Origin of the sequence: Micromonospora sp. LOL_014 (assembly GCF_048060245.1) — a bacterium.
GTDB lineage: Bacteria > Actinomycetota > Actinomycetes > Mycobacteriales > Micromonosporaceae > Micromonospora_E.
The window spans coordinates 109,737-129,843 of the sequence record NZ_JBHMIP010000007.1; the positions used below are offsets into that span (position 1 = coordinate 109,737).

Genomic DNA, 20,107 nt, shown 5'->3' on the forward strand with positions numbered 1-20,107 from the left:
AGGGCGGCCAGGTTCCGGACGTTGTCGTCAGACCTGCAAGTCCCGGGGATCCCAGCGGGCCCGGGCACGCTCCCCGACGATGTTCAGGCTGAAGACGGTGAGGAACATGAACACGCCGGGGATCAGCGGTACGTGCGGGTGCCGGCGCAGCTCCCGCAGGCCACCCTCGGCGATCATGTTTCCCCAGGACGGGGCGGGCTGCTGCAGCCCGAGGCCGAGGAAGGCCAGCGATCCTTCCGCGACGATCAGCACGGCGGCGACGATGAAGGCGTAGGAGACCAGCGGCAGTGCCACGTTGGGCAGCAGTTCGCGGATCAGGATCCGGGTGTGCCGGGCGCCCATCGCCCGGCTGGCGGTGACGAACTCCCGTTGGGCGAACAGCAGCGTGTTGGCCCGGGCCAGCCGGATCATCGTCGGGATGCCGACCACGGCCAGGGCCAGACCGCTCTTGAGCACCGCCTCCGGCACGGTCCGGGGCGGGCCGAGCACCGCGGCGAAGGCGATCAGCAAAACGAGGGCGGGGATCACCAGGGCGGCGTCGGCAAAGACGCCGATCACCACGTCCACCCAGCCACGGAAGTAGCCGGCGATCATGCCTACCGCACCGCCGATCAGCAGGCTGACCAGCACGGTGCAGCCGACGGTCAGCAGGCTCACCCGGGCTCCGTAGATGGACCGGGCCAGCAGGTCGAGACCGAAGCCGTTGGTGCCCAGCGGGTTGGCCGAGAACGGGTCGGGTCGGGCGTAGCCGGCGATCCCGATCGTCTGGGTGGTGTCGTCGGCGTTGCCCAGCGGCAGCAGGTCGGCGAGCAGGGCGCAACCGGTGAGAACGACCAGCCAGCCGAGGCTGAACCAGAAGGCGAGGTCGATCCGACGGCGTCGGGTACGGCTGGGCTCAGGCATGCCGCCTCCGGATCCGTGGGTCCAGGTAGCCGTACAGCACGTCGACGGTGAGGTTCAGCAGCAGGTAGATGACCGCGATCAGCAGTACGCCGCCCTGCACCAGCTTGTAGTCGTTGCTCTGCGCGGCGTTGATGATCACGTTGCCCACCCCGGGCAGTACGAAGACCGCCTCGACGATGATCGTGCCGCCCAGCAGGCGGCCGGCGCTCACCCCGGCCAGAGTGATCAGCGAGAACGACGAGGGGCGCAGCGCCTCCCGGAGCATGATGTGCCAGCCGGGCATGCCCTTGGCCTTCGCGGCCAGGATGAAGTCCTCCTGCAGGGTGGCGACCAGGTCGCCGCGCAGCAGCCGGGCGAAGACCGGGGCCTCGGCCAACGCCAGGGTGAGCGCGGGCAGGAAGGCGTGCCACAGGTTCTGGCCCAGACCGTCGTCGGACGGCCGGGACCACTGTCCGAGTGGGAACCAGTCCAGGTGGATGGCGAACACCAGCAGCAGGAGCAGGCCGACCAGGAACGGCGGGACCGAGATGACGCCGATGGTGCCGGCCGAGATCCACCGGTCGACCAGCCCGCCGGCCCGGTACGCCGACCACATCGCCAGCGGGACGGCGATCAGCAGGGCCAGCACGATGGCCATCGCGGCGAGCTGCAGGTTCACCGGGAACGCCCGCAGCAGCCGGTCGGAGACGTTCTCGATCGGCGGGACCAGGTTCTGGCCGAGGTCGCCGCGCAGTACGCCGCCGAGCCATTCGAGGTAGCGCTGCACGGGCGGCTGGTCCAGCCCCATCTCGGTCCGGATGCGCTGGTAGTCGGCGGGCGTACCGGCGTTGCCGAGCACCTGCGCGGCGGGGTCGCCCGGCCCCAGTTGGAGCAGGACGAACGTACCCACGCTGACCAGGAACAGCACCGGGACGAGCAGGGCCAGCTTGACGGCCACCGTCCGTAGCATCAGTGCTCCTCCTCTCGTCGTCGCCGGGTCACACCAGCGGGGCCGGCCCGCCGTCGACCTCGATGGTCTGACCGGTCAGGTACGACGCCGCGTCGCTGGCCAGCCATCGGATCGCCGCGGCGATCTCGGCGGGTGCGCCGATCCGGCCGAGGACCGCGATCCGGCCCATCGCGTCGATCTCGGCGGCGCTGCGGTTGCGCTCCATCAACGGGGTACGGACCGGTCCGGGTGCGACGCAGTTGACCCGGACCCCGGCGGGGCCGTGGTCGATGGCCAGCGCCCGGGTCAGTCCGACCACGCCGGCCTTGGCGGCGCAGTACGCCGGGTTGGCCCGCATGCCGCGCAGTCCGGCCCCGGACGAGACGTTGACGATGGCCCCGCCGACCGCGGTCAGCTGCGGCAGCGCGGCCCGGCACATCAGGTAGACCGAGGTGAGGTTGAGCGACAGCCAGCGGTCCCACTCGGCGAGGTCGATGTCGATCACGGTACGGCCGGGCCGGCTGCCGCCCACCACGTTGATCAGCGCGTCCAGCCGCCCGTACCGGGTGGTGGCCGCGTCGACCGCCATGGCGGCGCCGGCCTCGGTGGTCGCGTCGGCGACGACGGTCGCCACGCGGTCAGCGCTGGCCGGATCGGCACCGGCCAGGTCGGCGGCGGTCGCCGCCAGCCCGGCCGCGTCGACGTCGGCCAGCACCAGCCGGTGTCCGGCCTCGGCGAAGGACCGTGCGGTGGCCGCCCCGATCCCGTGGGCGGCCGCAGTGATCAGGGCCACCGGGGGTGCCGGGGTGGCGCCGGCAACGCCGGCACCACCCCGGCCGGTGACCCGCGCCGACGGGTCAGCGGCGTCGGTCGCGGATCGTCCGGTCATCCCCGCGTCGCCCGACCGAGCAGCACCACGGTGTTGACGCTCTGCAGCACGTCGCCGACCTCGTCGGAGATCAGCACGACCTCCGGCTGCGCGGTCAGCGCGAGGAACGGCACGTCCTCGGCGTACGCCCTGGCGATGGTGCTGATCGCGGCTTTCACCTCGGCCTCGCTGCCGGCGCCCCGCCCGGCGGCGATCGCCTCGTCGACGGTGGGATTGACGTAGCCGGAGAAGTTGCCACCGCCGGTGGTGACGTAGGTCGAGTTGAAGTCGCGGTTGAGGGCGAAGAACGGCTCGGCGTCGGAGATCGACGAGCCGAAGCAGGCCAGGTCGAAGTCCTTGCGCACGATGACCGCCGAGGTGTTTGCGGCGATCTCCTGCTGGTCGGTGAGGTCGACCTGCATACCGGCCGCCTCCAGCATGCCCTGTACCGCGGTCCCCCAGGTCGGCAGGCCGGTGTGGCAGCTGATCCGGATGCGCCCGTTCCAGCCGTCGGCCTTGGCCTGCTCGACGAGCTCGCGGGCCCGCTCGATGTCGTAGGCCGGTCCTTCGACACCGTTGTACCAACGGGACTCTTCGGAGATCAGGTCGCTGGACATGAAGCCGGCACCGCCGTACACCCGCTGTTTGAGCGTCTCCAGGTCGATGGCGGCGGCTACCGCCTGCCGGACCCGCTTGTCGGCGGTGGGTGCGGTGGACTCCAACTGGGTGCCGTCCGGTCGGCCCTCGCATCGGGGCGCCGGTTCACCTTCCTGGCAGGTGATCGGGAAACCGTTGTTCATGATCAGGGTGTCGTTGGCGGAGTACTGGACCCGGATGCCCTCGGCACCGTCCGCCTCGGCGTCCGCGATCGCCCCGGCGTCACGCAGGAAGGCCAGGTCGACGCTGCCCGCGCGGAACGCCTCGTAGGTCTGCGGCCCGTCACCGGCGTGGATGAACCGCACCCCGTCCAGCGGGACCTCGCCGCCCCAGTAGTCGGGGTTGCGGGTGAGGGTCAGCGACTCGTCGGGCCGGAACTCGTCGAAGACGAACGGCCCGGCACCGGCGCCCTGTGGGTTGGTGCCGAACGCGTCGCCCTGGGCGGCCACCGCCGCCGGGTTGACCACCATCCCGGGGGTCCCGGCGAGGGCGAACGGGAAGTTGTTCCACGGGAAGGCGAGGGTGAACACTACCGTCAGGTCATCGGGGGTGGCGTAGTCGGTGATCGGCGCGACCAGCGAACTGGCGTTGGACCGCGCCTCGGTGTGCCGTTGCATGTTCGCCACGACGGCCGCCGAATCGTACGGCGCGCCGTCGCTGAAGGTGATCCCGGAACGCAAGGTGAGGGTCCACTGGGTGAAGTCGTCGCTGGGGGTCAGCGAATCGGCGGTCTGCGGCTCGAAGGCGCCGCTGGCCGGGTCGTACCGCATGATCGTGTCGTAGAGCGCCGCGAGCTCCGCGCCGCCGGAGTTGCCGGTGCCAGCCACCTGAACCGGATCGAGTGACTGGGTGGCGGACCAGGTGGCCATGGTGATCGTGCCGCCGGTCTCGTTGGTTTCGTTGTCGTCTCCGCAGGCGGTGACGGTGGCGAGCAGCAGCCCGGCCACCGCGACACGGGCGGTCGCCCCGTTCCACTTGTATTCCCGACCAGTTGCCATCTGCTTCTCCTGGTAGCCGTGAAGCCCGAGGCTTTGTGAATGCCATGTAAACTAGCCGCGCACCGGCCACCAATCAAGCGCTCGCTTGGAGATTGTTACCCGAGCTCGACCTGGGACGACCAGCCCGACCCCGACACCGTCGCACCAAGCGCTTGATTGACCCTGCTATGCTGACGCCCGCCCGTTGCACCGCAGACCCGAAAGAGGCACCGTGGCAGAGTCGCTGGATCGACGACAGCAGATCATCGCCTGCGCGGCGGCCTTCTTCGCCAGTCGCGGCGTGGCCGCCACCACGGTCCGGCAGATCGCCGACGAGGTAGGCATCCTGTCCGGCAGCCTGTACCACCACTTCGACTCGAAGGAAGCAATCGTCGAGGCGATCCTCGGCCCTTACCTGGAGGATCTGCGCCACCGGTACGCCGAGGTACTGGCCGGAGAGAACGACCCGGCGACCCGGCTGCGCGAGCTGGTCCGCGCCTCGCTGGACACCGCCGCGGCGCACCCGCACGCCACCGAGATCTACCAGAACGACGTCAACTACCTGCGTGGCCTGGCCCGGTTCCACTACCTCAAGGACGTCGCCCGCGAAGTGCAGAGCGCCTGGCTCGGGGTGATCGAAGCAGGTGTCAGCAGCGGAGCGTTCCGCCCCGACATCGATACCCGGGTGTTCTACCGCTTCATCCGCGACGCGGTATGGCTGTCGGTCCGGTGGTTCCACCCGAGCCCCGACAATCCCACCAGCCGGCTCGCCGACCAGTGCACCGCGATCTTCCTCGACGGTCTGGCCGCACGCCAGACCGATGTCGCCGCGCCGGCCCCGGCGCCCCCACCAGCCGCGGTTGACGCGGTCGGTGGGGCGGCGCCGGCACCGGCCGGCTGACCGGCCGGCTGCTCACCCGGCGGCCAGCGAGCGCCCGCTCAGGTACCCGTACGTCATCCCGGCGGCGAGCGTCGCGCCGGCACCCGGATAGCCCGGGCCGAACGGGCTGGCCGCCACGTTCCCGCAGGCGTACAGCCCGCCCATCAGCCCACCGTCGACGTCCCGCACCTGGCCGTGCTCGTCGCAGAGCGGGCCGCCCTTGGTACCCAGACAGCCCAGGTGCAGCCGTACCGCATAATAGGGACCGTCACCGAGCGGACGCAGATTGCGGTGCGGGGTCACCGTCGGATCGCCCCGGTACCGGTCGTACACGGTCGCGCCCCGACCGAACTGCGGATCCCGGCCCTGCGCGGCGTGCCGATTGAACTCGGCGACCTGCTCGGCCAACCCGTCCGGATCGATGCCGACCGCGCCGGCCAGCTCCGCCAAGGTAGGTGCCGTCGCCATCCAACCCGGGGTCGGCGCGTCCGGGGTCGCCGTGGCGACCGAGTACGACGACCGGAACCGGTCGTCGAACACCAGCCAGCAGGGCAGGTTGGCGTACTCGTAGCGGATCGGGTCGAAGGTGGCCATCGCCTTGCCGAGGTCGTTGTAGTTCATCGCCTCGTTAGAGAACCGCCGGCCGTGCCGGTTGACGATGATCCCGCCGGGCAGCGCCCGCAGACCCGATGTGGGCCGGAACAGCGGCGCGCCGTCGTAGGTGTCGCCGGCCGCGTACACCATCGGTCCCCACCATGCCTCGTTCATGTTGCCGAGCGCGGCACCGACCTCCATCACCATCCGCAACCCGTCGCCGGCGTTCGCCGGTGGGCTGGCCGGTGCGTCCATCGGTACGCCGAGGAACTGCCCGACCATCGCCGGGTCCCACTCGAACCCGCCGGAGGCGAGCACCACACCCCGCTGCGCGACGATCTCCACCTCGCCGTCGCCGGTGGCCACGGTGATCCCGTCGACCCGTCCGCCGGCGCGCCGCAGCCGAACCGCCCGGGTGTCGGTGTGCACCGTGGCACCGAGCCGCAGGCAGCCGTACAGCAGCTCACCGACCAGTGCGGCGCCCATGCCGACCACGCCCTTCGCGGTGCGTTCGGCGATCAGCGCCCAGTCCCACCGGTCCAGGGTGTCCATCCCCCACTGGTCCAGTTCGAGCTTGGTCACCGGCACCGTCGAATGCGTCGGCCGCAGCTTGCCGCGCAGCTCACCGAGGACGGTCGCGTCGAACAGGTCGCTCTGCAGGGTGCGCCCGCCCGGATGCGCCCCGGGCAACTCCGGCTGGTAGTCCGGGTGCTCCAGGTTCGGAGTGAAGCGCAGCCCGGTGCGCGCCACCACCAGGTCCAGCATCGGGTTGACCTGGTCGACGAAGGCCTCGATGACCCGATCCGGGACCCGGTCCAGGGCGAGCCGTCGCAGGTAGGTCAGCGCGTCGTCGCGGCTGTCCGGCACGCCCGCCTCGGCCAGCCAGCGGTTCGCCGGCGCCCAGATGGAGCCGCCGGAAACCACGGTCGTGCCGCCGATCACCGGCGCCTTCTCCAGGATGGTGACCTGCAGGCCGGCCGCAGCGGCGGTCAACGCGGCGGTCAACCCGGCGGCGCCGGTGCCGACCACCACCACATCGGTACGGCGTGGCAACTCGTGCATGGCTCGTTTGCTCCCCTCGTCAGGCGCTGGCCCGCCGGGCTTCGAGTGCCTGGCGGATGTTGCGCAGGAAGTCCTCGGCGGTCGGCTCCACCATCGGCCCCATCAACAGCTCGACCATCGGGGCCATCGGCCCGCCCGGGGTGAGCTGCAGATGGAAACGCAGCCGGGACCGGCCGGTCCGCGGCGATGTCGGCGGACCCGGCTCCTGGTCGACCGCAGCGGCCTCGGTAGCAGCGGCCGGCTGACCGTCCGCTGCCGCCGGACCGGCCGGTGGGTGGGTCGCCCGGCGGCGGTTCAACCAGCGCAGCAGCCGGCCGGCCACGGCGAACCTGATCCGGCGCAGCAGTCCGGGACGGGTCTGCTCGTCACCGGGCTCGGGACGTCGCTGCCGTCCCGAGGCCGGGGAACCGTCGGCCGGGGAACCGTCAGCCGGCCCGGCCGCAGTGGCGTCGCCCGGCACCGACGGCACGTCGATCGGCTCGATGTCGAAGCTGCCCTGCCCGGTGATCCGTTCGGTCAGCCCGGTGATGGTGAACTCCGCCCGCCGGCCCGGCTCCCAGACGGTGATGTCGGCCTGCAGGTCCACCTCGCGGGCAAGGACCCCGACGTCACCGCGCAGCGTCCAGATCGACCGCCGGTCGTCGACCAGGTCCAGCTTCTGGAAACCGACCAGGAAGTGCGCCCAGTTCGGGATCACCTCGACGAACGACCACACCTCGTCGACGCCGACGTCGATGTCCAGGGTGTAGCTCGCCTCAATCATGGTCGGGCCGGCCCGGCAGGATGGAGATCGGCTGCTGCCGCATGCTCCAGGTGAACTCGATGTCGATCGCGCCGGCCGGACACTCCACTCGGCAGACGTCGCAGTAGCTGCACTCGTCCGGGTAGCGGACCATCTCCGCCACGCCCCGGTCGATGTGCAGGATGTCGCCCGGACAGACGTCCTGGCAGATCCCGCAGAGCGTACAGAGGTTCTCGTTGATCCGTGGTGCCATGCCTATCCCACCTTTCCGGCGAGCCGTGCTCCCCGCTCACCGACCAGTTCCACGACCGACCGGTTCTCCAGTTGCGCCGCACGCCAGGACGGGGTCGGCACGGTGTGCTCCAGCACCGGCTGCTCGCCGTCGTGTCCGGCCAGAATCGACACGCCGAGCCACCGCTGGTCGTCGGCGCTGGGCCGGTCGGTGCGGTAGTGGCCCATCAGGAAGCTGAACCGGCTCTCGTCGCGCTCCAGCGCGACAGCGGTCATCATCTCGTCGAACAGCCGCAGGTCGAACGCCTCGTGGGCGCGCATCAGCTCGTGGCCGTTGCCGGCGTGGACCTCGCCGGCCGCCGCCGCGTACCCGCGCAGGTACTCGGCGGCCTGCCGCAGCCCGATCTCGTTGCGGTCCATCCCGACGTACTTGGTCATCAGGTCCTGCAGCTGGTGCTCGTACTCACGCCAGCCGATCCCGTTGGTCCGATTCAGCGGTGCCAGGGTCCGCCGACGTTCGGCGGCCACCGCCGAGGCGTCCAGCACCGGCGCGGCGGCGGACCGGGCGAACTCGGCGGCGGTCCGGCCGATGACGTACCCGCTGGCCAGCGAGCCGGCCAGGGCGTACGCCGGGGTGGCCAGGTCACCGGCGGCGAACAGGCCGGGGACCCGGGTCTGCCCGTCCGCGCCGACCACCACGCCCTTGGGCGACCCGGTGGCCGACCAGGCGCCGTTGAACAGCTCGAACTCGACCGGGTGCCGGGACAGGTCGATGCCGGACTGCTCCAGGAACTCCAGGAACAGCGGCGCATCGTAGGAGATGTAGTCGCTGATCGCGGCGATCTCGGCGGGCGGCAGATGGGTGCAGTCGATGTACACCGGGCCACGGCCGGCGAGCACCTCACCGGCCGCCTTGCCGACGATGCCGAACCCGAACCGCCGCTCCCCCTCGACGTCCGGCAGGTCGGCGATGAGCTGACCATTGCCGTTGACCAGCCGGCCACCGGCCTCCAGCAGGTTGCCCATCGCGCCGGTGGCGAAGCCGCGCGGGAAGAGGAAGGTCCCGAGGAACTCGATGTTGGCGGCCACCGCGCCGGCCCGGGCGGCGAGCGCGAACCCGGTGGTGGCGTGGTAGGGCCGGTGGTAGGTGTGGAACGCGTCGCGCCGGGGCGAGTTGAAGATGACCCGTTCGGCGTTACCGGTGGCGACGATCACCGCGCCGGCGCGGAAGGTCAGGAATTCGCAGGACCGGATGTCGAAGCCGGTCGCGCCGACCGCGCGGCCGGTGTCGTCGAGCTGCACGCTGGTGGCGTGCACCCCACCGATGATCCGGACCCGGTCGGTGGCCGCCGCCCGCTCGGCCAGCCGGGGCTTGATGTCGGCGCCGTCGAACTTGAGCACGATCGGACCGGGCGTCCACATCCGGCCGACCCGCTCGTAGTCGCCGTCGGCGTTGCGTAGCGGCACGCCGGACTCCTCCAGGAACCGGCAGACGGCCGGCAGCGGTTCGATGCCCAGCGGCCGGGCCACCTCCATGTCGACCAGCCCTAGGGCGATGTCGCAGTACCACTCGGCGAAGACCTCCGGGGTGTCCCAGGGCTCGCCCAGATCCAGGTAGGTGGTGAGAAAGGCCAGTCCCCGGCCGGCGTCGCCGGAGCGGCGTACCGACCTGGTCTTGTCGACCAGGACCACCGAGGCGCCCGCCTCCGCGGCCCGCACGGCCGCCACGCAGCCGGCGATTCCCCCACCGATGACGAGTACGTCGGACTCGATCACGTTGCCGTCCACCGGTGCCTCCCTCCTATCGTCGGTGACTCGCCGTAACCGGCGGCCACCAGAAATCGATCATGTCATCGCGCCTGGTCAGCGGGGTCCGACGAGCGGACCGGGTCATATCCACGGCGGCGGTGGCGCGACCACGGCCCCGGCCGGGTGGACCGTCAAACGGTCCGCCGGCACTCGCCCGATCAGCCAGCCGAGCAGCTGCCAACCGGCTCCGGACAGCTCCACCGGCCGGACCGGTGCGGTATCACCGGACCCGGCCGCACCGCGGGTCGCCACGCTCCCCGTACCGCTGGTCGCCACGGTTCCCGGACCGGTCCGCCAGACCCGCGACCGGTCGGTCGCCCGCAGTTCGACCGTCGAACCGGCGTCACGGCTGGTAAAGGTGGCGGTCACCTCGTCCAGCAGCGCGTCGGTGAGCGGACCGGGCAGATCGGCCAGGGTGCCGCCGAGGTCGAGGTCGGCCTGGTGCACCCAGACCTCCCGGACCCGCAGCCAGAGCACCTGGTCGGCGGGGACCTCGCGGCCCTGACCGGTACGGACGGTGGCCGACCAGGCGTCGTCGGGCATGGCCCGGACGGCGTCGGCGAGCCGACCCGCCGCACCGGCCAGGTCGGCGCGCAGCTCGTCGGCGCCGCGCCCGGCGCCGGCGTCGATGTCCGCGCCGCGCTGGGCGGCGCTGGCGTACATCGGGGTCGGCACCCCGGTCCGCGCCCAGGTCAACAGGTTCACCAGGGCGTCGGCGTTGCGGGCCAGGTGGGTGACCAGGTGGGCGCGGGTCCAGCCGGGCAGCCGGCTCGGCGCCGCCGCGTCGGCGTCGGTGAGCTGGTCGACCAGTTCCCGGCACCGCTGTTCCCCGGCGGTCAGCCAGCCCATGGTGGCGTCGGACCCCGCGCCGGTCACGGTTGCTCCGCGCAGCAGGTGTTGCGGCACTCGCCGACCCCACCGATCCGGGTGACCAGCACGTCACCGTCGGCCAGGTACCGGGGTGGTTTACGGGCGTGACCCACGCCGCCGGGTGTCCCGGTGGCGATCACGTCGCCGGGCCGCAGGGTGCAGATGGTGGACAGGTACGCCACCAGTGCGGGCGGGTCGAAGACCAGCTCGGTGCTGTCGGAGCTCTGCACCACCTCGCCGTTGACCAGGCATTCGACGCTGAGCCCGGCGTCGAGGTCGAGGTCGTCCGGGGTGACCAGACAGGGTCCGAGCGGGGTGGTCGCCTCGAACGTCTTGCCGGCCAACCACTGCGGGGTGCGGTACTGCCAGTCCCGGGCGGTGACGTCGTTGAGCACGGTGTAGCCGGCGATCGCGGCGGCGGCCTGCCCGGGGTCGGCGTGCCGGACCGTGGTGCCGACGACGACCGCGAGTTCGGCCTCCCAGTCCATCGCGGTCGAGGCGGCCGGCAGTACGACCGGGTCGGTGGCCCCGATCAGCGCCGGTGGGTACTTGGCGAAGATCGTCGGATGTTCCGGGAGCTGCCGGCCCATCTCCAGGATGTGCCGGCGGTAGTTCAGCCCGACGCAGATGATCTTCTCCGGTCGGCTGACCAGCGGAGCGTGGTCGAGTCCGTCGACCGGGTGCCGGGTGCCGTCGGCGGCGGCGGCGCGCTGCGCCCAACCGGGGTCAGTGAGCAGTTCACCGAGGTCGACGGCGCCGACCTCGACCGCCGCGTCGGCGTCGACCCGGACCGCGGCGGTCCGGTCGCCGGTACGGATGGTGGCCAGTCTCATGCCAACTCACCCACCTGGTGCCGGGCCAGGTGCAGGGCCTGGTAGCTGGGTGCGTCGCTGAACCGGAACAGGTCGGCGCCGTGCGGTGACCGCAGGCTCACCGGGCACCACGACGGTACGGCGAACAGGTCCCCGGTGCCGACCTGGTGTTCCCGGCCGTCGAGCAGCACAATGGCCTGGCCGCTGAACACCTGCCACACCGACGAGCCGACCTCCCGGCGGGTCGCGGTAGATGCACCGGCGGCCAGCCGGTGCATCTCCAGGCGCAGCGTCGCCAGGGCGTCGCGGCCGGTGGTGGGGTTGACGAACCGTACCGCCGCGTGGCCGGGCTCGACCAGCGCCGGGTGCCCTTCGTCGGCGAGCTCCAGCTGCGCGGTGAGCGCGGCGTCGGTGTGCGTCCAGCGGTACGCCGGCAGCGGCGAGTGGACGGTGTCCGCGTCGGCCGACAGCGGGCGCAGCCCGGGGTGGGCCCAGAGCCGTTCTCCCCGTGAGGAGGCCGGGGTCGACGTGTCGGTGAGCTGGTCCGGGCCGAACTCGAAGAACCCGGCGTCGAGTTGGGCGTTCAGCGGAATGTCCAGTCCGTCCAGCCAGACCATCGCGGTGTCGGCGGTGTTGTGGTGTTCGTGCCAGGCCCAGCCCGGGGTCAGCAGCAGGTCACCCCGGCGCATCGCGACCGGGTCGCCGTCGACGACCGTCCAGACGCCTTCCCCGTCGAGCACGAAGCGGAACGCGTTCTGGCTGTGCCGGTGGGCCGGGGCGACCTCGCGGGGCCCGAGGTACTGCACCGCTGCCCAGAGGGTGGCGGTGGCGAACGGGTCGCCGGGCAGGCCGGGGTTGGCCAGGGCGATGGCCCGTCGTTCGCCGCCGCGCCCGACCGGGACGAGGTCACCGGCGCGGGCGGCGAGCGGCAGCAGCCGGTCCCACGGCCAGACGTGGGGCACCGCCCGGGGCGTCGGGGCGACCGGCATCAGACCGTCCCGCACGGTCCACAGCGGTTTGAGTCCAGCGGCGTCGAAGTCGGTGTAGAGCTGCTGCAGAGCGCGGTCCTGCACCGTGCCGGCAGCGGCCTCGGAGTCCAGGTCAACCATGTCGCCAGGTTAGGAACCTTCTTTACGACGGAATGATCACGTGGTCATAATTCTCTGGTGCAGAACGCCGTGCCGTACCCCATCGAGTCCGTCGACAACGCCCTGCGCCTGATCCTGCTGCTGCGGGAGCGGTCCCGGCTCGGGGTGGCCGAGGCCGCCCGCCACCTCGGGGTGGCGCCGTCCACCGCGCACCGGCTGCTCGGCATGTTGAAGCACCACGGCTTCGCCGTCCAGGACGGCCGCAGGGCGTACCTGCCCGGCCCGGTCTTCGCCGACCTGGGGCTGCTCGCCGGCCGGTCCGGCCCGGACCTGCGGACCGTGGTGCGGCCGCATCTGGAGCGGCTCAGCGGTGAGCTGCAGGAGACGGTGCACCTGGCGGTCCTGCAGGGCACCGCGGTCCGGTTCCTCGACGGAGTGGAGGCCACCCACGGTCTGCGCGTCGGTTCCCGGGCCGGGATGTCGATGCCGGCACACTGCACCTCCGGCGGCAAGGTGCTGCTCGCCCAGCTCAGTCCGGCGGAGCTGGAGGTGCTCTATCCCCGAGGGCTGCCGGCGGTGTACGGCCCTGCGGTCGAGGATCTAGCCACCCTGCGTCGCCAATTGGCCACCGCACGTCGCCTCGGCTACGCGGTCAACCGCGAGGAGAGCGAGCGGGGCATCACCGGGATCGGGGTCTGCCTGCGCGACTCGACGGGCCGGGTGCGCGGCGCGTTGGCGGCCGGGATGCCCACCGCGCGCTGCCCGAACACCCGGATTCCCGAGGTCGCGGCGGCGCTGCGGACCGCCGCCGGGCTGATCGCCGACGAGCTGGGCGGGCACTGACCCCGGCACCGGGCTGCAACATCGGCGCAACATGCCGTTGACGAAGCAAGCGCTTTGTTGGTAGCTTCCTCGCCTACTCTCGCCGGCGCCGTGCCGCACCGCTGGTAGAGCAACTGCCGCCTACTGAAGGTGGGACCGAAAAGTGAGATCCCTACACCGCACACTCGCGCCGATGCTGGCGTTGTCCCTGCTGCCGCTCGCCGCTTGCAGCACCAGTTCCGACACCGACTCCGACACCACCGACGACAACGGCACCGCCGCGCCCGGCTGCCCGCCGGCGACGTCCACCACGGTGGCCCACGACCCGACCGCGGTTCTGAAGTACGGCAGCGTGCCGGCCAGCTCCCTGGACCCGATCCGGATGGTCGAGGCCAACGAGATCACCGTGCTACAGACGATCTTCGACCCGCTGGTCAAGCTCGACGCCAACGACCAGCCCATCCCTGGACTGGCCACCGAGTGGAGCGTCGTCGAGGACAACGTCATGGAGTTCAAGCTCCGCGACGGCGTCGTCTTCTCCGACGGCACCCCGTTCGACGCCGAGGCGGTGCGCTTCAACATCGACCGGGCGATGAACGACGAGGAGTCGAACATCAAGGGCGACCTGGCCAACGTCCAGGCCGTCGAAGTGGTCGACGACCTCACCGTGCGGTTCGATCTGGATCCGCCGAACCCGGCCGCCTTCCCGATCGTGCTGTCCGACCGGCCCGGGCTGATGGCCTCGCCCACCGCCGTACAGGCCGCCGGCTCCTCTACGGCGTTCAGCGACGCCCCGGTCGGCGCCGGGCCGTACGCCGTCGAAGGCCCCTGGTACGCCCGGGAGAAAGTCAGTGTCCGGGCCTGGGACGGCTACTGGAACGCGCAGGAGCGGCTGCTCGGCGGGATCGACTTCATCGAGACCTCCACCGACGCCAGCCTCGGCGCGCTGCAGGCCGGTGACCTGGACGTGCAGTACATCGAGGACGACAAGGTCGCCGCGGCCTGCGCCGACGACCGGCTGCGGGTGATGTCCTCGTCGACCAACGAGGTCCGCGCGTTGCTGATCAACCAGGCGATGGAGCCGTTCGACGATGTGCGGGTCCGGCAGGCCCTGCGGTACGCCCTGAACCGCGAGGCGATCACCGAGGCGCTGACCGACGGCCGGTCCGAGGCGGCCACCCAGTGGTTCCCGGAGGGTTCGGTGCCGTACTCGCCCGAGTTGGCCGATGCCTATCCGTACGACCCGGACCGGGCCCGGGAGTTGCTGGCCGAGGCCGGCTATCCGGACGGGGTGACCTTCACCGCCGAGATCGGTGGCACCTTCACCGCGTACGTCCGGATGGGTGAGCTGGTGCAGGCACAGCTGGAACAGGCCGGGTTCACCATGGACCTGCAGCTGATCGACCCGGCGCAGATGCTGGCCCGGCTGTACGGCACCGCCGACTCGCCGCCGCAGATCGCCGCCGCGCCGCTGGCCATGGCACCGGCCCGGTCACCGTCCAGCCGGTTCCGGGAACGGTTCTTCCAGGACGGCCGGTACAACCCGTCCGGCGAGACCATCCCCGGTCTGCGGGACCTGGTCGTCCAGGCGGACGCCGCAGTCGACCCCGACGAGCGGGCCGACCTGCTGCGCCAGGCGGCCACCCTGGTCTCCGAGGAGGCCGCCGCCGGGGTGCCGTTGTTCTTCGTCGCCGGGCACACCGCGATGGGTGCCCACGTCGGCGGGGTGCAGCGCGGCTCCACCCGGTCGAACATGATTTTCGACGGGTTGTACATCACCGAGGGCCGGGTGCCGGTCGGCTGACCACCCGGACCGCCCCGCGGGCGGACGTACCAGCGGCGCCGTGGGATCCGTCGGACCGATCCCACGGCGCCGTGGCGTGCCGGGTGCCGCCGGCCGGCCAGCAGGAACCACCCCGCCCGGCGGTGTGCGGATGTGGGTGGATCGAGAGACGGTGGTCGGTCAGGCCAGCGCGCCGCCGTCGGCGTGCAGCACGCTGCCGGCGACGAACGACGTGTCCAGCGAGGCCAGAAGCGCAATGGTACGGGCGATCTCAGCCGGTTCGGCCCGACGGCCGGGCGGCAGCGCCGGGGCAGAGCACGTTGATCCGTACGCCGACCGGGCCCGTACTCGGCGGCCGCCGAGCGCATCAGTGCGGGCATCGCGGCCTGGGCGAGCAGGAACGGCGCCCGCAGGTTGGCGTCGCGCACCCGGTCCCAGTCGGCGACGGTGGCCGCCGCTGCGGGCTCGGCCCAGGTCGGCGAGGAGCGACCCGGGGCTCAGCCGTGCGGCACCGCCCGCAGCACGGCGAACGCCTGCGCGGTCGCGGTCCGGCCGGTGTCCAACTAGTGCCACTGGGTGAAGAAGCCGTGCACCACACCGGGATGGCTGGCCAGGGTCACCGCGACCCCGGCGGCGCGCGGCCGGGCCGTGTACGCCTCGTTCTCTCGCTGCGCAGCGGGCGGTGCGCAGCGGGCGGTGCGCGGCGGCGGTGTCGGCGGTCCAGGCGGTCGCGGCGTAGGCGTCCTCGGCGACGGCCGGGAAGCCGTGTTCGGGGGCGAGCCGGTAGTCGACCGACACCACCGCCGGCTGCGGCCGCTCGGTCGGTGCCGGGTGGTAGACCCGTACCCGACGACCAGCACGTCGTACCGGTCCGCCGGACCGGCGGGGTCGTCGACCATGGTGTCCGTCGTCATCCCGGTCGACGCTAGCCGACAAAGCGTTCTGTTCGTCAACGCGACCCACCGCGATCGCATACGAGTGGGCGGACAGCCGGCACCACCCGCGCACCGCCGAGGATTGACGAACAAGCGCTCGTTAGGTAAGTTGCCCGGACAGTCAGATGCTGGTCAGCCAGCGTTCCGGCGGCCAAAGGATCACCCACGAATGGTCACCCTCGTCCTCCGGCGCCTCCTGTCGGCGATCCCGCTCCTGCTGATCGTCTCGCTGGGCGCGTTCTCCCTGGTCGCGTTGCTCCCCGGTGACCAGGCGATGGCGATCGCCGGCGAACACGCCACCCCGGAGCAGCTGGCCGCGCTGCGCCAGCAGCTACGCCTCGACGACCCCTTCCTGGTCCGCTACGCGCACTGGCTCGGCGGCATCCTGCAGGGCGACCTGGGTGACTCGCTGGTCACCGGCCGGGCGATCAGCGACGAGATCCTGCGCCGCGCGCCGCTGACCGCAAGCATCGCCCTGGGCACCCTCGTCGTCGTGCTGCTGATCGGCGTACCGACCGGCATCCTGCAGGGCGTCTACGCCGGCCGTGCCGTCGACCGGATCGGCCTGCTCGGCAGCGCCGCCGGCCTGGCCGTGCCGAACTTCTGGCTGGCGACCATGCTGATCACCATCTTCGCGGTGCAGCTGCGCTGGCTGCCGGCCACCGGCTACACCCCGCTCAGTGAGGGTGTACTGCCCTGGGCACAGCACCTGATCATGCCGTCGATCACCCTCGGCGTGTTCACCGCCGCCGAAATGGCCCGCCAACTGCGCACCGGCTTCCTCCACGCGTACGCCCAGCCCTACATCCGGACCGCCTGGTCCAAGGGATTGCCGGCGCGCACGGTCATCGGCAAGCACGCGCTGAAGAACGCGGCGGCTCCGGCGATCACCGTGCTCGGCATCCGCCTCGGGCACCTGCTGTCCGGCGCGGTGATCGTCGAGTCCATCTTCGGCATGCCGGGGCTCGGCAAGTTCGCCATCGACGCCATCCTCAACCGGGACTTCACCGTCGTACAGGCCGTCGTCCTGGTCTCCGCGGTGGTCGTGCTCACCGCGAACCTGCTCGTCGACATCGCCTACGGCCTCCTCAACCCGAAGGTGCGGATCTCGTGAGCCGACCAGTGAGCACCGACGACACCGCGTCCACCGCCAACCCCGCCGAGCCCGGCACCGGGCCGGAACCGGGCGGGCTCGACCGCCGCGACCGCGGCGACGCTCTCGTCGCCCGGATCCGCAGCCAGCCGATGACCGTGGTCGCCCTCGGCTACCTGGTGCTGCTCAGCCTGTTGGCGGTCGCCGCGCCGCTGGTCAGCCCGTACGATCCGTACGCCACCGACTTCCGGGCGATCCTCGACCCGCCGTCGGCCGTGCACTGGCTCGGCACCGACGACCTCGGTCGGGACATGCTCAGCCGGCTGCTGTACGCCTCCCGATCCTCCCTGCTGGCCTGTCTGCAGGCGGTCGGGCTCGGCCTGCTCGGCGGGGTCCTGCTCGGAGTGACCGCCGGCTACTTCGGTGGTTGGGTGGACCGGCTGGTGATGACGCTGATCGACGCCGTGCTCAGCGTGCCCGGCCTGCTGCTGGCGATGTCCATCGTCGGCGTGCTCGGGCCCGGACTGCGCAACGCCATGTTCGCCCTCGCGGTCATCTTCGTGCCGATCTTCGCCCGGTTGAGCCGCATCCAGGCGCTGGCGGTACGCGAGGAGACCTACCTGGAGGCGGCCCGGTCGATCGGAGTGTCCCACCTGCGGTCGGTGCTGCGGCACGTGCTGCCCAACATCGCGGGTCCGCTGGTCGTCCAGGTCTTCATCACGATGGCCGTGGCGATCGTCGCCGAAGGCGCGATGAGCTACCTCGGACTCAGCATCCAGCCGCCGGAGGCGAGCTGGGGCAACCTGCTGCAACGGGCCTTCTCGTCGGTCGCCTCGGCACCTTGGTTGATCTTCATTCCCGGCCTGACCATCACCCTGACGGTCGTCGCCTTCCAGGTGCTCGGCGACGGACTCAGTCAGGCCCTGTCCGGTGGACACCAGCAGAAAGCAGGCAACCGATGACTGCCGCGAGCACCACGACCCGACCGCTGCTGGAGGTCGACGGCCTGACCGTCAGCGTGGGGTCCGGACGGGACACCGTGCACCTGGTCGAACAGGTCGATCTGACCGTCGCCGCTGGCGAGACCCTCGGCCTGGTCGGCGAGAGCGGCTCGGGTAAGAGCATCACCTGTCTCGCCCTGGCCGGGCTGCTGCCGCCCGGCGCCCGGATCACCGGCGGTTCGATCCGCTTCGCCGGCCAGGAACTCACCGGCCGCTCCCCCGCCGAGCTGACCCGGTTCCGCGGCAACCGGGTCGGCATGGTCTTCCAAGAGGCGTTGAGCAGCCTGAACCCGGCGTTCACCGTCGGCAACCAGATCGTCGAGAGCCTGCTGCGACACACCAGAATGAACCGCCGGCAGGCCCGGGCCCGCGCGGTGGAGCTGCTCGACCTGGTCCGGATCCCGGACCCGCAGCAGCGGGTGGCCAGCTATCCGCACGAGCTGTCCGGCGGGATGGCCCAACGGGCGCTGATCGCGACGGCCATCGCCGGCGAACCGGAGCTGCTGATCGCCGACGAACCGACGACCGCCCTGGACGTGACGGTCCAGCTGCAGATCCTGCAGCTGCTCGGCGATCTGCGTGACGCACTGGGGATGTCGTTGCTGCTGGTGTCGCACGATCTCGGCGTCATCGCCACGATGGCGCACCGGCTCAGCGTCATGTACGCCGGTCAGGTCGTCGAGTCGGGTCCGGTCCGCGACGTCTTCGCCGCGCCACGGCATCCGTACACCTCGGCGCTGATCTCGTCCAGCGCGGAGGTCGCCGCGAAGGCCACCCGGCTGCCGGTCATCCCCGGCCAGGTGCCGCGCCCGGGCCACTTCCCCGCCGCCGGCTGCCGGTTCGCCAACCGGTGCGCCCACGCCCGGCCACAGTGGACCCGTTCCGACCCGCCGTGGACGGTGCTGGACGGCGGCGACCGGGGTACCCGGTGCGGCCGGCACGCCGAGCTGGAGCTGCCCGGCACCGGCCCGACACGCGCCCCCGGTTCCACGAACCCGGCGGGCGAGGACGTGGCCGCGACCGAGGCAACCGTCGAGGATGCCGACACCGGTGGTCCGACCGACGGCGGGGACCGGGACGGGGCCGTGCTTCGGCTGCGCGGCCTCGGCAAACAGTTTCCGGTCCGGCGCGGGGTGCTCGGCCTGCGCCGGGTGGTGGTACACGCGGTCGACGGCGTCGACCTGACGGTGGCCCGTGGCCGGACCCTCGGCCTGGTCGGCGAGAGCGGCTCCGGCAAGTCGACCGTCGGCCGGCTCGCCCTGCGGCTGATCGAACCCAGCAGCGGGGAGGTCTCCTTCCTCGGTCGGGACCTCGCCGCGATGCGCCGGGGCGAGCTGCGGTCACACCGACGCGGCATGCAGATGGTGTTTCAGGACCCGTACGCCTCGCTGGACCCGTCGATGACGGTCGGGCAGAGCATCGCCGAACCGCTGGTGGTGCACTCCCGGCTCACCCCGGCCGAGCGCCGCCGCCGGATCGGCCAGCTGCTGGAACGGGTCGGCCTGGACCCGGCACTGGCCCGCCGGTCGCCGCGGGCGCTCTCCGGCGGCCAACGACAGCGGATCTCGTTCGCCCGCGCGCTGGCGCTCGAACCCCAGCTGATCATCTGTGACGAGCCGGTGAGCGCGCTGGACGTCTCCACCCGGTCGCAGATCGTCAACCTGGTACAGGACATCCAGGACGCCGAGGGCATCGCCTTCCTGTTCATCGCCCACGACCTCGCGCTGGTCCACCACGTCAGCCACGAGCTGGCGGTGATGTACCTGGGGCGGGTGGTGGAGAGCGGTCCCGCCAGTCGGGTGTACGCCAGCCCTGCCCACCCGTACACCCGGGCGCTGCTGGCCTCGATGCTGACCCCGGCCAGTCACGGGCTCGCCGACCGGAGCACCCCGGCCGGGGAGATTCCCAGCCCGATCGACCCGCCGTCGGGTTGCCGGTTCCGCACCCGCTGCCCGCACGCGATGCCGGTGTGCGCAGCGGAGACCCCACAGCCGGTGCCGGTCGTCGGCGGCGGCTGGTCCGCCTGTCACCGCACCGAGTGATCCGGCTGCC

Annotated in this window: 18 protein-coding genes; 6 read left to right on the top strand and 12 right to left on the bottom strand. The window is 71.7% G+C overall.

Features of this window, described 5'->3' with window-relative positions:
* Window positions 1–27: 27 nt before the first annotated feature.
* From ACFHW1_RS08475 to ACFHW1_RS08490, 4 genes are read right to left on the bottom strand one after another with little or no spacing between them, the layout of a single operon-like run.
* Entirely contained in the window at window positions 28–903 is an 876-nt protein-coding gene (locus ACFHW1_RS08475) for an ABC transporter permease (protein ID WP_416615192.1), read from the bottom strand.
* Window positions 896–1,852, bottom strand: coding sequence for an ABC transporter permease (locus ACFHW1_RS08480; protein WP_416553314.1), 957 nt, complete (start codon window positions 1,850–1,852; stop codon window positions 896–898). The genes ACFHW1_RS08475 and ACFHW1_RS08480 overlap by 8 nt, the downstream gene beginning before the upstream one ends.
* Before the next feature lie 28 nt (window positions 1,853–1,880).
* Window positions 1,881–2,720, bottom strand: coding sequence for an SDR family NAD(P)-dependent oxidoreductase (locus tag ACFHW1_RS08485; protein ID WP_416553316.1), 840 nt, complete (start codon window positions 2,718–2,720; stop codon window positions 1,881–1,883).
* The gene (locus ACFHW1_RS08490; RefSeq protein WP_416553318.1) at window positions 2,717–4,354 is read right to left on the bottom strand and encodes an ABC transporter substrate-binding protein; all 1,638 of its coding nucleotides are present in this window, start codon (window positions 4,352–4,354) and stop codon (window positions 2,717–2,719) included. Before ACFHW1_RS08490 ends, ACFHW1_RS08485 begins: the two co-directional genes overlap by 4 nt.
* A 211-nt stretch (window positions 4,355–4,565) precedes the next feature.
* Between ACFHW1_RS08490 and ACFHW1_RS08495 the strand changes: the two genes are divergently transcribed.
* Window positions 4,566–5,234: a TetR/AcrR family transcriptional regulator gene (locus tag ACFHW1_RS08495; RefSeq protein ID WP_416567686.1), complete on the top strand. Its 669-nt coding sequence runs from the start codon at window positions 4,566–4,568 to the stop codon at window positions 5,232–5,234.
* A 12-nt stretch (window positions 5,235–5,246) separates the two neighbouring features.
* Here the strand turns inward: ACFHW1_RS08495 and ACFHW1_RS08500 are convergent, their stop codons facing one another.
* The 7 genes from ACFHW1_RS08500 to ACFHW1_RS08530 all read right to left on the bottom strand — a co-directional run bounded on the left by ACFHW1_RS08500 (window position 5,247) and on the right by ACFHW1_RS08530 (window position 12,442).
* A complete protein-coding gene (locus tag ACFHW1_RS08500) occupies window positions 5,247–6,869 on the bottom strand; it encodes an FAD-dependent oxidoreductase (RefSeq protein ID WP_416553322.1) in 1,623 nt (540 codons plus the stop codon).
* Between the two features lie 19 nt (window positions 6,870–6,888).
* Entirely contained in the window at window positions 6,889–7,632 is a 744-nt protein-coding gene (locus ACFHW1_RS08505; RefSeq protein ID WP_416553324.1) for a hypothetical protein, read from the bottom strand.
* Window positions 7,625–7,864 carry a 4Fe-4S dicluster domain-containing protein gene (locus ACFHW1_RS08510; RefSeq protein WP_123602230.1) on the bottom strand — a complete coding sequence of 80 codons (240 nt, stop codon included), beginning with the start codon at window positions 7,862–7,864 and terminating at the stop codon, window positions 7,625–7,627. Before ACFHW1_RS08510 ends, ACFHW1_RS08505 begins: the two co-directional genes overlap by 8 nt.
* A 2-nt stretch (window positions 7,865–7,866) precedes the next feature.
* Window positions 7,867–9,630 carry an FAD-dependent oxidoreductase gene (locus ACFHW1_RS08515; RefSeq protein ID WP_416615193.1) on the bottom strand — a complete coding sequence of 588 codons (1,764 nt, stop codon included), beginning with the start codon at window positions 9,628–9,630 and terminating at the stop codon, window positions 7,867–7,869.
* 102 nt (window positions 9,631–9,732) lie between these two features.
* Entirely contained in the window at window positions 9,733–10,527 is a 795-nt protein-coding gene (locus ACFHW1_RS08520) for a maleylpyruvate isomerase N-terminal domain-containing protein (RefSeq protein WP_416553328.1), read from the bottom strand.
* A complete protein-coding gene (locus ACFHW1_RS08525) occupies window positions 10,524–11,354 on the bottom strand; it encodes a fumarylacetoacetate hydrolase family protein (protein ID WP_416553330.1) in 831 nt (276 codons plus the stop codon). The genes ACFHW1_RS08520 and ACFHW1_RS08525 overlap by 4 nt, the downstream gene beginning before the upstream one ends.
* Window positions 11,351–12,442 (bottom strand): cupin domain-containing protein, encoded by a 1,092-nt coding sequence (locus tag ACFHW1_RS08530; protein WP_416553332.1) that lies wholly within the window; start codon window positions 12,440–12,442, stop codon window positions 11,351–11,353. Before ACFHW1_RS08530 ends, ACFHW1_RS08525 begins: the two co-directional genes overlap by 4 nt.
* Before the next feature lie 57 nt (window positions 12,443–12,499).
* Here ACFHW1_RS08530 and ACFHW1_RS08535 point away from each other — a divergent pair, with 57 nt between their 5' ends.
* Window positions 12,500–13,264 carry an IclR family transcriptional regulator gene (locus ACFHW1_RS08535; RefSeq protein WP_416553334.1) on the top strand — a complete coding sequence of 255 codons (765 nt, stop codon included), beginning with the start codon at window positions 12,500–12,502 and terminating at the stop codon, window positions 13,262–13,264.
* A gap of 172 nt (window positions 13,265–13,436) precedes the next feature.
* The gene (locus ACFHW1_RS08540) at window positions 13,437–15,047 is read left to right on the top strand and encodes an ABC transporter substrate-binding protein (protein ID WP_416567689.1); all 1,611 of its coding nucleotides are present in this window, start codon (window positions 13,437–13,439) and stop codon (window positions 15,045–15,047) included.
* Window positions 15,048–15,206: 159 nt separating this feature from the next.
* Here ACFHW1_RS08540 and ACFHW1_RS08545 read toward each other — a convergent pair whose 3' ends face one another.
* Window positions 15,207–16,034, bottom strand: coding sequence for an alpha/beta hydrolase fold domain-containing protein (locus ACFHW1_RS08545; RefSeq protein ID WP_416615194.1), 828 nt, complete (start codon window positions 16,032–16,034; stop codon window positions 15,207–15,209).
* Between the two features lie 96 nt (window positions 16,035–16,130).
* Between ACFHW1_RS08545 and ACFHW1_RS08550 the strand changes: the two genes are divergently transcribed.
* The 3 genes from ACFHW1_RS08550 to ACFHW1_RS08560 are packed head-to-tail and all read left to right on the top strand — an operon-like array spanning window position 16,131 to window position 20,097.
* Window positions 16,131–17,075 carry an ABC transporter permease gene (locus ACFHW1_RS08550; protein WP_416553340.1) on the top strand — a complete coding sequence of 315 codons (945 nt, stop codon included), beginning with the start codon at window positions 16,131–16,133 and terminating at the stop codon, window positions 17,073–17,075.
* Entirely contained in the window at window positions 17,072–18,016 is a 945-nt protein-coding gene (locus ACFHW1_RS08555) for an ABC transporter permease (RefSeq protein WP_416567690.1), read from the top strand. The genes ACFHW1_RS08550 and ACFHW1_RS08555 overlap by 4 nt, the downstream gene beginning before the upstream one ends.
* On the top strand, window positions 18,013–20,097 hold the full coding sequence (locus ACFHW1_RS08560) for a dipeptide ABC transporter ATP-binding protein (RefSeq protein WP_416567691.1): 2,085 nt from the start codon (window positions 18,013–18,015) through the stop codon (window positions 20,095–20,097). The genes ACFHW1_RS08555 and ACFHW1_RS08560 overlap by 4 nt, the downstream gene beginning before the upstream one ends.
* Window positions 20,098–20,107: the final 10 nt, after the last annotated feature.